A 13,647-nucleotide genomic window follows, 5' to 3' on the forward strand; every position below is an offset into this window, starting at 1 on the left:
CTCCTTAAACACGACGTAGGCGCCGGAGCCGTTCAGCTCGGACCGGAAACGGGCCGGCCCCGCCACTCGGTCCGAGTGGCGGGGCCGGTCCTTCTGCGGCGGCGCGGCTGGAGCGCTGACCGCTCAGAGTGTCGCGGAGCGTGCGAAGAGCCGGTCAGAACAGCTCTCGGGCCAGCCGCGCGGTTTCGCTCGGAGTCTTGCCGACCTTGACGCCGACCGCCTCCAACGCCTCCTTCTTCGCCGCGGCCGTACCCGCCGACCCCGACACGATCGCCCCCGCATGACCCATCGTCTTGCCCTCGGGCGCGGTGAACCCGGCCACATAACCCACCACCGGCTTGGACACGTGCTCGCGGATGTAATCCGCCGCCCGCTCCTCGGCATCCCCGCCGATCTCACCGATCATCACGATCGCATCGGTGTCGGGATCGGCCTCGAACGCCGCCAGCACATCGATATGCGTCGTACCGATCACCGGATCCCCACCGATGCCCACCGCCGTGGAGAACCCGATATCCCGCAACTCATACATCATCTGATACGTCAGCGTGCCCGACTTCGACACCAGCCCGATCCGCCCCGGCCGCGTGATGTCGGCCGGAATGATCCCCGCATTGGAGGCCCCCGGACTGATCAGCCCCGGGCAGTTGGGCCCGATGATGCGCGTRCGRTTGCCCGCCGCRCACGCATGCGCCCAAAACGCCGCCGTRTCGTGCACCGGGATCCCCTCGGTGATCACCACCGCCAACCCGATACCCGCATCGATCGCCTCGACCACCGCCGCCCGGGCGAACTTCGGCGGCACGAACACCACCGACACATCGGCCCCGGTGGCGGCCATCCCCTCGGCCACCGACGCGAACACCGGCACCTCACTGCCGTCGATGTCCACCGCCTGGCCGGCCTTGCGCGGGTTGACCCCGCCCACGATGCGCGTACCCGCCGCCAGCATCCGCCGGGTGTGCTTGGTGCCCTCCGCGCCGGTCATGCCCTGGACCAGCACCTTGCTGTCCTTGGTCAGGAAAACAGCCATCGTCCTTCTTCCCGCCTCTACTTCGCGGCCAGCTCGGCGGCCTGGGCCGCGGCGCCGTCCATGGTGGGGGCCTGGCGCACCGCGGGGTGGCCGGCCCGGGTCAGGATCTCGCGGCCCAGCTCGGCGTTGTTGCCGTCCAGGCGCACCACCAGCGGCTTGGACACGTCGTCGCCGCGCGCCGCCAGCATCTGAAGCGCCTGCACGATGCCGTCGGCCACCGCGTCGCAGGCGGTGATCCCGCCGAAGACGTTGACGAACACGCTCTTGACGTCGGCGTCGCCCAGGATGATCTCCAGCCCGTTGGCCATCACCTCGGCCGAGGCGCCCCCGCCGATGTCCAGGAAGTTGGCCGGGCCCACCCCGCCGTGGGCCTCGCCGGCGTAGGAGACCACGTCCAGGGTGGACATGACCAGCCCGGCACCGTTGCCGATGATGCCGACCTGCCCGTCCAGCTTGACGTAGTTCAACCCCTTCTCCTTGGCCCGGGCCTCCAGCGAGTCGGCGCTCGCGTCCTCCTGGAAGGCGAACCGCTCGGGGTGGCGGTCCAGGGCGTTGTCGTCCAGGGTGACCTTGCCGTCGAGGGCGAGGATGCGGTTGTCGGCGGTGCGCACCAGCGGGTTAACCTCGACCAGGGTGGCGTCCTCCTCCCGCGCCACCTCCCACAGCCGCTGCAGCACGACCGCGGTGGGCGGGTGCACCTCCTGGGGCAGCCCCGCCTTGTCGCAGATCTCCAGGGCGGTGGCGCGGTCCAGGCCGGTCAGCGCGTCGACGGGGGTGCGCACGACCGCCTCGGGACGCTTCTCGGCGACCTCCTCGATCTCGACGCCGCCCTCGGCCGAGCAGATCGACAGGAAACCCCGGTTGGCCCGGTCCAGCAGGAAGGAGACGTAGTACTCCTCGGCGATGTCGCTGGCCTCCTCGATCAGGACCCGGTGCACGGTGTGCCCCTTGATGTCCATGCCGAGGATCTGCTCGGCCTTGGCCCGGGCGTCGGCGGGGTCGTCGGCGACCTTCACCCCGCCGGCCTTACCGCGCCCGCCGGTCTTGACCTGCGCCTTGACGACCACACGCCCGCCCAGGCGGGCGGCGCTGAGCTCGGCCTGCTCGGGGGTCTGGGCCAGCTGGCGCTCGGCCAGCGGCACGTCGTGGTCGCCGAACAGTTGTTTGGCTTCGTACTCGTAGAGGTCCACCGAGCCTCCTCGGCATCGCTGTGTCGTATGGGACCCACATCACAGTGATACGCGAGATCGTATGCAGTATGCAATAGCGCCATCCGAGACGACCGCCCCGCAACACCCTCCGCGCCTGCGAGTGCAGGCGACCCCGCACCGGTCGCGATGTGAATCCGCGAAAGAGGGATTCCCCCTCTTCTCAGAATCGGATCAGCGACGCATACTGTATACGATCACTGGTCGATGTGAGGTGCGCCATGAACCACCCGCCCCCCGCTGCAGCGGTGCAGCCGGACCACCTGGCATCCCCCTACGTCCCCGCTCCCCGCTCGGGGGAGCTGCACGACTGGAGCGGGCGCCGCTACGTCGTGGGCCGCCCCGCCCGAGAGCTGGCCGGCACGGACCGCGCGGTGCCGGCGGCCCGGGCCGTCGCGGCGGTCGCGGCGATCGGCGTCCTGCAGTTCGGCTACGGCGCCGCGGTCCCGCTCCTGGTCGCCGCCAACGGCTGGAGCCCGGCCGCCGCGCTGCTGCCCTTCGCGCTGTGGGCGCTGGTCCAGGGCGGCAGCGCCTGGCCGATCGCGCGCCTGCGCGAGCGCGGCCTGCTGACCCCCTCGCGCGCCATCCTCGCCGGAGCCCCGCTGTGCGCCGCCGCCCTGGCGGCCGTGGGCCTGGCCGACGGGCTGGGCTGGATGCTGGCGGGCTACGGCCTCGCCGGAGGACTGGGCGCCGGCCTGGTCTACCACTCCGGCGTGCACGTGGTCGCCGCCTGGTACCCCGAGCGCCCGGCCACCCACGCGGTGTGGGCCGGGGCCGGCTTCGCCCTGGGCGCCATCCCGCTCGCGGCGGGCCTGGCCCTGGCCGAGCCCGCCCACCTGGCCGCGGCGCCGTGGCTGGCGGCGGTCGTGGCCTGCGTGGTCGCCGCCGCCGGCGCCGGCCTGCGCACGCCGCCTGCGAACTGGTGGCCGCCCGAGACCGACCCGCGCGCATGGGCACTGCGCCGCCGCACCGAGCCGGTGGCCTGCTACGACCACTCCCCCGCCCAGGCCTGGCGCAGCGGCGCCCTGCCCGGGCTGCACGCGGTGGTCGCGCTGGCCGGCTCCGCGGCCCTGCTGGACCTGGCGGTGCTGCCCATGCTGCTGGCCGAGAGGGGCCTGCCGCCCGCGGCCGTGGCCGCGGCGCTGGCGGTGCTGATCGCCTCCAGCGGCCTCGGCCGCGCGGCGGCCGGGCGCTGGGGCGAGCGCATGGGCCGGCGGCGCATCCTCGTCGCCGCGCTGGCCGCGGGCGGGACGGCCCAGTTCGGGCTGGCCGCCGCCGCGCTGGCGGGCTCGCCGGCGGTCCTGCTGCTGATGGCCGTGCCCGCCGGAATCGGCGGAGGCTGCTGCTATCCGCTCACCCGGGCCCTGGCCCGCGACTTCTTCGGCAACCGCGACAGCGCCGACATCCCCGGCCTCGTCTACAGCACCAAGGCGCTGGGCGGGCTGCTGGGCGTGGGCGGCGCCGCGGCGCTGATCGCACTCGTTCCGCACTCGGGGCCCGTCCTGGGTCTCGGCGCCGCCGGCCTGGCAGGCCTGGGCGCGGCGGCCGTCGCGGCCCGGCTGCGACGTCCGGTACCCATTCGCACACTTCCGCTCTAGACACCGCACTCGGGCTCGTGTAGCAATGGAAAACATACGGTATGCAGTATCCAATACAAGGAGATGTGTGCTCAGATGACTGACGACAAGGGTGGGGACACGACGATCTCCGGCGGCCACCTGGTCGCCAAGGCCCTCAAGGCCGAAGGCATCGACGTGATCTTCACGCTCTGCGGCGGCCACATCATCGACATCTACGACGGCTGTGCCGATGAGGGCATCGACGTCATCGACGTCCGCCACGAGCAGGTGGCCGCCCACGCGGCCGACGGCTACGCGCGGGTGACCGGCAAACCCGGTTGCGCCGTGGTCACCGCCGGCCCCGGCACGACCGACGCCGTCACCGGTATCGCCAACGCCTACCGCGCCGAGAGCCCGCTGCTGGTCATCGGCGGGCAGGGCGCCCTCAGCCAGCACAAGATGGGCTCGCTGCAGGACCTCCCGCACGTCGACATGATCAGCCCCATCTCCAAGTTCGCCGCCACCGTCCCGCACACCGAGCGGGTGGCCGACCTGGTGTCGATGGCCTTCCGGGAGTCCCTCAACGGCGCCCCCGGCCCCTCGTTCCTGGAGATCCCGCGCGACATCCTCGACGCCTCGGTTCCGGTGGAGTCGGCCCGCGTACCCAAGGCCGGCCACTACCGCGCCTCCACCCGCCAGGCCGGAGACCCCGACTCCATCGAGCGCCTGGCCGAGCTGCTGGTGCGCTCCGAGCGCCCCAGCATCCTGCTGGGCAACCAGGTCTGGACGACGCGGGCGACCGACTCGGCCACCGAGCTGGTGCGCACCCTCAACGTCCCGGCGTTCATGAACGGCGCCGGCCGCGGCACCCTGCCCCCCGGCGACCCCCACCACTTCCAGCTCTCGCGGCGCCACGCCTTCGGCAACTCCGACCTGATCATCATCGTCGGCACCCCCTTCGACTTCCGCATGGGCTACGGCAAGCGGCTGTCCGAGGACGCCACGGTGGTGCAGATCGACCTCTCCTACGCCACGGTCGGCAAGAACCGCGACGTGGACCTGGGCATCGTCGGCGACGCCGACGTGATCCTCTCCTCGGTGCTGCAGGCCACCTCGGCCTACGGCGACAACGGCGCCCAGGGCCGCAAGACCTGGCTGGAGGAGCTGCGCCAGGTGGAGAACAAGGCGCTGGAGAAGCGGGCCCCCCTGCTGACCTCCGACGCCTCGCCGATCCACCCCTACCGCCTGGTCTCGGAGATCAACGACTTCCTGACCGAGGACTCCATCTACATCGGCGACGGCGGCGACATCGTCACCTTCTCCGGCCAGGTGGTCCAGCCCAAGTCGCCGGGCCACTGGCTGGACCCCGGTCCGCTGGGCACCCTGGGCGTGGGCGTCCCCTTCGTGATGGCCACCAAGTACGCCCGCCCCGACAAGGAGGTCGTCGCGCTCTTCGGCGACGGCGCCTTCAGCCTCACCGGCTGGGACTTCGAGACGCTGGTCCGCTTCGACATGCCCTTCATCGGGATCATCGGCAACAACTCCTCGATGAACCAGATCCGCTACGGCCAGATCGCCAAGTACGGCGCCGACCGCGGCGAGATCGGCAACACCCTGGGCGACGTGCGCTACTCGGAGTTCGCCAAGATGCTGGGCGGCTACGGCGAGGAGGTCCGCGAGCCCGGCGAGATCGGGCCGGCGCTGCGGCGCGCCCGCGAATCCGGCAAGCCTTCGCTGATCAACGTCTGGATCGACCCCGAGGTCTATGCGCCGGGGACGATGAACCAGACCATGTACAAGTAGGCGGTGGAGGATCCACATGAGCAAGGCACTCGAAGGGGTCCGTGTCCTGGACATGACCCATGTGCAGTCGGGCCCCTCGGCCACCCAGATCCTGGGCTGGCTGGGCGCCGACGTGGTCAAGCTGGAGGCCCCCACGGGCGACATCACCCGCCGCCAGCTGCGCGACCTCCCCGACGTCGACAGCCTGTACTTCACGATGCTCAACGGCAACAAGCGCAGCATCACGCTCAACACCAAGAGCGAGGAGGGCAAGCGCATCTTCCTCGACCTGGTCAAGCGCAGCGACGTGCTGGTGGAGAACTTCGCGCCGGGAGCACTGGACCGGATGGGCTTCACCTGGGAGGCGCTGCACGAGGCCAACCCGCGGCTGATCTACGCCTCCATCAAGGGGTTCGGCCCCGGCGCCTACGCCGACTACAAGGCCTATGAGGTCATCGCCCAGGCCATGGGCGGGTCGATGAGCACGACGGGCTTCGAGAACGGTCCGCCCACGGCGACGGGCGCCCAGATCGGTGATTCGGGCACGGGAATGCATACAGTAGCCGGTATCCTCGCGGCGCTGTACCAGCGGACGAGGACCGGCCAGGGCCAGCGCGTCCAGGTGGCCATGCAGGACTCGGTCCTCAACCTGTGCCGGGTCAAGCTGCGCGACCAGCAGCGCCTGACCCACGGGCCGCTCAGCGAGTACCCCAACGAGGACTTCGGCGACGAGGTCCCCCGCTCGGGCAACGCCTCGGGCGGCGGGCAGCCCGGGTGGGCGGTGCGCACCGCGCCCGGGGGCCCCAACGACTACGTCTACGTCATCATCCAGCCGGCCGGCTGGGAGCACATCAGCCGCATCATCGGCCGCCCCGAACTGGCCACCGACCCCGAGTGGGCGACGCCGGAGGCGCGGCTGGACAAACTCGACAAGTGCTTCGAGCTGATCGAGGAGTGGTCGTCGCAGCTGCCCAAGTGGGACGTGCTGGCGGCCCTCAACGAGCACAACATCCCCTGCGGGCCGATCCTGTCGACCAAGGAGATCATCGAGGATCCCACGCTCAACGAGAACGGGATCGTCGCCACGGTCGACCACCCCCAGCGCGGCACCTACAAGACGGTCGGCCTGCCCATCCGGCTGTCGGACTCCCCCGCCGACATCGGCCGCTCCCCCCTGCTCGGCGAGCACAACACGCAGGTCTACCAGGACGAGCTGGGCCTGACCGCCGAGGACATGCACGCCCTCAAAGCGAACGGAGTGATCTGAGCAGATGGCAACGGAAACCGGCTACGACCGCGATGCGGTCCGCGCGGTGCTCGACCGGGCCCGCTCCGAGAACCGCAGTGCGCTGACCGCGCCCGAGGGCAAGGCGCTGGCCGAGGCCTACGGCATCCCCATTCCCGGCGAGGCGCTGGCCACCAGCGCCGACGAGGCGGTATCGCTGGCCGTGGAACTGGGCCTGCCCGTGGTCGCCAAGATCGTCTCGCCCGACATCCTGCACAAGACCGACGCCGGCGGCGTCGAAGTCGGGCTCTCCTCGGCCGAGGAGGTCAAGGCCGCCTACCAGCGCATCGTCGACAACGCCAAGGCCTACAACCCCGAGGCCAAGATCGACGGTGTGCAGGTGCAGCAGATGGTGGGCGGGGGCCAAGAGGTCCTCATCGGCGCCACCACCGACCCCACCTTCGGCAAGGTCGTCGTGTTCGGCCTGGGCGGGGTGCTGGTGGAGGTGCTCAAGGACGTCTCCTTCCGCCTGGCCCCCGTCTCGGCCGAGGAGGCCCGCGCCCAGATCGGCAGCATCAAGGCCGCCGAGGTTCTCTCGGGCGTGCGCGGCAGCGAGGCGGTGGACACCGACCGCCTGGCCGACGTCATCACCCGGCTGTCGGACCTGGTCACCGACTTCCCCGAGATCTCCGAGGCCGACCTGAACCCGGTGTTCGCCTCGGCCTCGGGCAGCGTGGCCGCCGACCTGCGCTTCGTGCTCGACTTCGACCCGGCCGAGCCGCCGAAGCGGTTCTCGCGCGAGGAGATCCTCTCCTCGATGAACCGCATCTTCAAGCCGCGCTCCATCGCGATCATCGGCGCCTCCAACGAGCAGGGCAAGATCGGCAACTCGGTCATCCGCAACGTCGTCGACGGCGGCTACTCCGGGCAGGTGTACCCGATCAACCCCAAGGCCGACGAGGTCTACGGCCGGGCCGCCTACCCCACCATCGCCGACGCCCCCGACGGCATCGACGTGGCGGTCTTCGCCATCCCGGCGAAGTTCGTCGCCTCGGCGCTGGAGGAGGCCGGCAAGAAGGGGGTCGCCGGCGCGATCCTGATCCCCTCCGGCTTCGCCGAGACCGGCGAGCAGGAGCTGCAGGACGAGGTGCTGGCGGTGGCCCGCCGGCACGGCGTGCGCATCCTCGGCCCCAACATCTACGGCTACTACTACACGCCCGAGCACCTCTCGGCCACCTTCTGCACGCCCTACGACGTGGCCGGCGGCACCGCCCTGACCTCCCAGTCGGGCGGCATCGGCATGGCGATCCTGGGCTACAGCCGCAGCACCAGCACGGGCGTCTCGGCGATCGTGGGCGTGGGCAACAAGGCCGACATCGACGAGGACGACCTGCTGACGTTCTTCGGCCAGGACGAGAACACCAACGCGATCGCGATGCACCTGGAGGACCTCAAGGACGGCCGCGCCTTCGTGCAGGCCGCCCGCGAGGTCGTGCCCAAGAAGCCGGTCGTGGTGCTCAAGGCGGGCCGGACCTCGGCGGGTGCGCGGGCCGCGGGCTCGCACACCGGCGCGCTGGCCGGCGACGACAAGGTCTACGACGACATCCTGCGCCAGGCGGGCGTCGTGCGTGCCCCCGGTCTCAACGAGCTGCTGGAGTACGGCCGCGCGCTGCCGGTGCTGCCTACTCCCGCCGGAGAGAACGTCGTCATCATCACCGGCGCCGGCGGTTCGGGCGTGCTGCTCTCCGACGCGGTGGTCGACAACGGCCTGTCGCTGATGGAGATCCCGCCCGACCTCGACGAGGCGTTCCGGGCCTTCATCCCGCCCTTCGGTGCGGCGGGCAATCCCGTCGACATCACCGGCGGCGAGCCGCCGTCGACCTACGAGAAGACGATCCGGCTCGGCCTGGAGGACCCGCGGGTGCACTCGCTGATCCTGGGCTACTGGCACACCATCGTCACCCCGCCGATGGTCTTCGCCGAACTGGTGGCCGACGTGGTCGGGCAGGCCCGCGCCGCGGGCATCGACAAGCCCGTGGTCGCCTCGCTCTCGGGTGACACCGAGGTCGAGGCCGCCAGCGCCCACCTGTTCAAGCACGGGGTCGTCGCCTACCCCTACACCACGGAGAAGCCCGTCCAAGTGCTCGGCGCGAAGTATCGCTGGGCGCGCGCGGCCGGGCTACTCTGATCACCTGATCATCCTCCTGTAACCCGCGTCACACCCGGTGGCCGCGGAGCCGCCACGAAGCGGCCACCGGGTACCCGCTGCGGCGGCCTCCGCCAGGGCCGCCGCGGCGCGAACCGCAGATCACCCCGCAGAGCACGGCAAGGAGGTCCACCAGCACTTCAGGGGGCGCATGAGGGGGCAGTCAACCCGCAGCCGCGATCCAGCGAGGGAGAGCTCCGCGCATGGACTCCTCAGACATCAACTCCGACCGGCCACTGGGCCGTGATGACGTCACCAGCACCGACCCGCCCGAGGTCCCGGTGCCCGCTCAGCGAGGCCCCGCTCCATCCGAGTCCGGCGCCTCCGACACCGGCGCGGCCGAGGCCGGCGCCACCGAGGCTCCCGAAGAAGAGCGCTTCTGGAAGGCGGGTCGGCTCGAGCCGATGCCGATCCGCAAGCTTCCCAAGGCTCCGCCCTCCGTCCACCTGCTGGGCCCGACGGTCTTCCTCGTCGCCCTGGGCGTGGGCATGGGCGAGTCCTACATGTGGCCGCGGCTGGTCCTGATCTTCGGACCGGAGATCCGCTGGCTGTTCCTGATCGGCGTCAGCCTGCAGGCCGTGGTCATGCTGGAGATGTCGCGCTATGCGATGGCCACCGGCGAAAGCATCTTCTTCGGCGCCGCGCGCGTGTTCAAGCCGCTGATGTGGTTCTTCTTCATCACGGCGATGCTCGTCTACATATGGCCGGGCCACCTTTCAGCAGGCGCCTCGGCCTTCGAGCGGGTGAGCGGCATACCCTGGCAGGCCACGGCGGTCACCGGCATGCTGCTGGTGGGCGTCATCTTCACCATGGCCAAGGTGATCTACAACCTGCTGGAGAACGTGCTCTCCATCTGCATCGGCCTGCTCGTGGTGGGCACCTCGATCGTGGCGGCGCTGGTGGGCAACCTGTCCGACCTCTCCAGCACCATCACCGGCATGTTCGCCTTCGGCTACATGCCCGAAGAGGCCCTGACCGCGGCGTGGTTCCCGGTGATCGTCGGCTCCATCGCCTTCGCCGGCCCCTCGGGCATGCAGCAGATGTGGTACACCCTGCACCTGCGCGACAAGGGCGCCGGCATGGGCTCCCACATCCCCAAGGTTCGCGGCCTGCGCCACGCCGACGAGCAGGAGACCATGCCCACCCGCGGGTTCATGTTCGACACCAGCGACTCCGAGGAGATGGCCAAGTGGAAGGGCTGGCGCCGGTGGGTCACCTTCGACGCCTTCGCGCTCTTCTGGGGCATCACGATGCTGGTGACCATCTCCTTCACCGTGCTGGCCCAGGCCTCGGCGCGCTTCGACCCCAACGTGGCCACCGTCATCCGCGACGGTGAGCGCGACGCGGCGCTGGACGCCATGGCGGCCTCCTTCACGGCCGCCGGCAGCCCCATCTTCGGCACCGTGTTCTTCCTGTTCATCTCCCTCATCGGCCTCAACGCCACGTTCGGCCTGTTCGACTCCTTCTCTCGCGGACAGGCCGACATGACCTACTACTTCGTCCCCGGCGCCCGCCGGTTCAGCATGTCGAAGCTGTACGCGTTCTTCCTGTGGGGCGTCATCCTCTTCGGCATCGGCGTCCTGCTGTTCGGGCCGGCGGACGGACCCGCGGCGATCCTGGACACGCTGGCGTTCCTGTCCACCTTCGCGATGGGCGCGTACTGCGTGACACTGCTGCTGGTCAACAACCTGATGCTGCCCAAGCCGGTGCGTCCCGGCATCGTCTCCAACCTGATCATCGCCTTCGCCGCGGTCTTCTACCTCGGCATGCTGTTCTACTCGCTGTTCGCATACGGAGTGGTGGTGAGCTGATGAGTACCGCCGCCGCCGCACGGCACATGCCGGTGGCACTGCAGTACGCCGAGGTCGCCGTTCCGGGCGCAGGCGTCGGGCTGGTCGCCGGCGCCTTCGCCGCCGGGGTGGCGGCGATGGCCGGGCTCCCGGCCGTCCAGATCGCGACGATCGCCACCGGGCTGGGCGTCCCGCTGGCCCTGCTGGGAGCCGGATACTGCGTCCTGCTCGCACTGGGCAAGTTCGGGGTGGGCGCGCTCGGCCCGGTAGCCTTCTACTGGCTGATCGGCTTCCCCCTCGCCCGGCTGGTCGACCAGTTCGCGGTCGCGACCGTACTCGGCCACGATCAGGTCCTGCGCGAGCCGCTGCTGTCGTTCCTCCTCTTCCAGGCGATGCTCAGCATGGGCTTCGCCATCGGGTTCCTGTGGCTGCACGAGCGGATCGCCCCCCATCTGCTGATCCGCATCCAGTACCACAACCCCGTCGCCGCCGGCCTCGTCGAGCGCTACGTGGAACAGGCGACCAAACTGGAGGCACGCCGCAGGACCGCCAAGGAGGAGCGGGAGGCCAAGCGGGCCCGCCGACGCGGTTCCTCCTGAGATGTAGTAGACCGGTCCCGGGCGCCTCGCGCGCCCGGGGCCGGCAACCGCGCCATCGAACTTCTGGAGTACTGGCTTGGATATCGCACCTTGGGTTTGGGGAGCGACGATCGCCGTCCTGCTCGGCGTGATCGCGCTCGACTTCGTCATCATCACCCGCAGACCCCACGAACCGTCGATGCGCGAGGCGGCGATCTGGGTCTCGATCTACGTGTCGCTGGCCGTCGCCTTCGGGATCGGCATCGCGTTCTTCACCGACGGCCAAGCCGTGGACTTCTTCACCGGCTGGATCGTCGAGTACTCGATGAGCATGGACAACCTGTTCGTGTTCATCCTCATCCTCAGCTCCTTCGCCGTGCCGCGGGAGCACCGCCAGCGCGTCCTGCTGGTGGGCATCGCCCTGGCGCTGGTGTTCCGCGGGCTGTTCATCGCCGCCGGCGCGGCCGCCGTCAACGCCTTCGCCGGCGTCTTCTACCTCTTCGGCGCGTTCCTGCTCTACACCGCCTGGAAGCTCATCGCCAGCGCAGGCGAGGAAGAGGAGTACGAGGAGAACGCCGCGCTGCGGATGGTGCGGCGGGTGCTGCCCACCTCCGAGACCTACGACGGGCACAGGCTCATCACCCGCGTCGACGGCAAGCGCATGGTCACCCCCATGCTCATGGTGATGATCGCCGTGGGCATGACCGACATCCTCTTCGCGCTGGACTCCATCCCCGCCATCTTCGGCATCACCCAGGAGCCCTACCTCGTCTTCACCGCCAACGCCTTCGCGCTGATGGGCCTGCGCCAGCTCTACTTCCTCATCGGCGGACTGATGGACAAGCTCGTCTACCTCAGCCACGGCCTGGCGGTGATCCTCGGCTTCATCGGGGTCAAGCTGATCCTGCACGCCATCCACGAGACCACCGACCTGCACGTGCCCGAGATCCCCACGATCCTCTCGCTGGTGGTCATCGTGGTCACGCTGGCCGCTACCACCGTGCTCAGCCTGCTCAAGTCGCGCCGGGACGCCCGCGCCGAGGCGGCCGCCGGCGAGCAGAAGGCGGCCCAGGAGGGCGGCTCGCCCGCGGCCTCGCCGGACGGTTCCACCGGCTCCAGCGACGACGACGATCTCGACGAGCGGGTGAAGCTCTGAGCGGATTCTCCGCGGTCCGCCGACCCGCTTAGGCGGGGGCGCTTGGGATCGGCGTCGGCCCCCACCCCCACTGTGCGAAGCGAAGGGCCCCTCGCGCTGCCGCGAGGGGCCCTTCGCTGCTGCGGACGCCGCTCAGGCGGTGCGGCCGCGGCTCCAGGCGTTGAACGCCAGGTCGCGGCAGACCCGGGCGAAGTCGAGCTCGGCCGCCTCGACCGCCAGCGGGAAGGTGGAGGTCTCGGTCAGCCCGGGGGCGACGTTGACCTCCAGGAACCGCACGCGCCCGGCGGTGTCGACGACGAGGTCGGTGCGGGAGTAGTCGCGCAGGCCCAGCACCCGGTGGGCGGTCAGCGCGGCCTCGGCCGCGGCCCGTGCGGACTCCTCCGGCAGCCGGGCGGGGCTGAAGAACTCGGTGCGGCCCGGGGTGTAGCGGGCGGCGTAGTCGTAGACGCCCCCGTCGGGCACGATCTCCACCGGCGGCAGGTCGAAGGGGCCCTCGCCGAGGTCGAGGACGCCCACGGCGACCTCGGTCCCCTCGATCCGCTCCTCGATCAGCGCCCTGTCGCCGTAGGCGAAGCAGCTGACCATCGCCGCCGACAGCGCGTCCATGGACTCCACCGGGGTCGCGCCGAACGCCGATCCGCCCTGGTCGGGCTTGACGAACAGGGGCAGCCCCAGGTGCTCGACCACCCGCTCCAGCAGCGCGGGGGCGCCGAGGTCGTGGAAGGCCGACTTGGGCAGGCTCACCCCGCGCGGCACCGGGACGCCGTGCCGGGCCACCAGCGCCTTGGCGGTGGGCTTGGCGAAGGCGATCCGGCAGGCCTCGGGCGGCGCGCCTACGTAGGGCACCCCACTGAGCTGCAGGATCTCGGCTGTGGCACCGTCCTCGCCCGAGGCGCCGTGCAGGACCGGGAACACCGCCTGGGGCGGATCCGCGGCGAGCCGACCCAGCAGGGCGGCGTCGACGTCGGCGCTTTGCACCTCGACGCCCAGGCGGCGCAGCGACTCGGCCACCCGCCGCCCGGAGCGCACACTGACCTCGTGCTCGGGCGACATGCCGCCCGCCAGAACGAGCACCCGGTCCAGATCGGCCACGGTACTGCCTTCCTGCTC

General features: G+C 70.7%; 10 protein-coding genes. 7 read left to right on the plus strand and 3 right to left on the minus strand.

The window, feature by feature from the left end; translation table 11 throughout:
* Positions 1–154: 154 nt before the first annotated feature.
* On the minus strand, positions 155–1,033 hold the full coding sequence (gene sucD, locus FZ103_RS23685) for a succinate--CoA ligase subunit alpha (protein ID WP_156004398.1): 879 nt from the start codon (positions 1,031–1,033) through the stop codon (positions 155–157).
* Positions 1,034–1,050: 17 nt separating this feature from the next.
* Positions 1,051–2,223 (minus strand): ADP-forming succinate--CoA ligase subunit beta, encoded by a 1,173-nt coding sequence (gene sucC / locus FZ103_RS23690; RefSeq protein ID WP_186356783.1) that lies wholly within the window; start codon positions 2,221–2,223, stop codon positions 1,051–1,053.
* A gap of 239 nt (positions 2,224–2,462) precedes the next feature.
* Here sucC and FZ103_RS23695 point away from each other — a divergent pair, with 239 nt between their 5' ends.
* The 7 genes from FZ103_RS23695 (at position 2,463) to FZ103_RS23725 (ending at position 12,537) form a co-directional block, all read left to right on the plus strand.
* Positions 2,463–3,839 (plus strand): MFS transporter, encoded by a 1,377-nt coding sequence (locus FZ103_RS23695; RefSeq protein WP_156004400.1) that lies wholly within the window; start codon positions 2,463–2,465, stop codon positions 3,837–3,839.
* Positions 3,840–3,914: 75 nt separating this feature from the next.
* Complete coding sequence (locus FZ103_RS23700; protein ID WP_156004402.1) at positions 3,915–5,603, plus strand: thiamine pyrophosphate-binding protein; 1,689 nt, start codon at positions 3,915–3,917, stop codon at positions 5,601–5,603.
* 16 nt (positions 5,604–5,619) lie between these two features.
* Entirely contained in the window at positions 5,620–6,849 is a 1,230-nt protein-coding gene (frc, locus tag FZ103_RS23705; protein WP_156004404.1) for a formyl-CoA transferase, read from the plus strand.
* A gap of 4 nt (positions 6,850–6,853) precedes the next feature.
* Positions 6,854–8,995, plus strand: a complete 2,142-nt coding sequence (locus tag FZ103_RS23710; RefSeq protein WP_156004406.1) for an acetate--CoA ligase family protein — start codon at positions 6,854–6,856, stop codon at positions 8,993–8,995.
* 221 nt (positions 8,996–9,216) lie between these two features.
* The gene (locus tag FZ103_RS23715) at positions 9,217–10,824 is read left to right on the plus strand and encodes an Nramp family divalent metal transporter (protein WP_156004408.1); all 1,608 of its coding nucleotides are present in this window, start codon (positions 9,217–9,219) and stop codon (positions 10,822–10,824) included.
* On the plus strand, positions 10,824–11,402 hold the full coding sequence (locus FZ103_RS23720; protein ID WP_156004410.1) for a hypothetical protein: 579 nt from the start codon (positions 10,824–10,826) through the stop codon (positions 11,400–11,402). Before FZ103_RS23715 ends, FZ103_RS23720 begins: the two co-directional genes overlap by 1 nt.
* 76 nt (positions 11,403–11,478) lie before the next feature.
* The gene (locus tag FZ103_RS23725; protein WP_156004412.1) at positions 11,479–12,537 is read left to right on the plus strand and encodes a TerC family protein; all 1,059 of its coding nucleotides are present in this window, start codon (positions 11,479–11,481) and stop codon (positions 12,535–12,537) included.
* Positions 12,538–12,669: 132 nt separating this feature from the next.
* Here FZ103_RS23725 and FZ103_RS23730 read toward each other — a convergent pair whose 3' ends face one another.
* Complete coding sequence (locus tag FZ103_RS23730) at positions 12,670–13,629, minus strand: D-alanine--D-alanine ligase (RefSeq protein WP_186356826.1); 960 nt, start codon at positions 13,627–13,629, stop codon at positions 12,670–12,672.
* Between the last annotated feature and the right edge of the window lie 18 nt (positions 13,630–13,647).

This window comes from Streptomonospora sp. PA3 (assembly GCF_009728995.1).
Lineage (GTDB): Bacteria > Actinomycetota > Actinomycetes > Streptosporangiales > Streptosporangiaceae > Streptomonospora.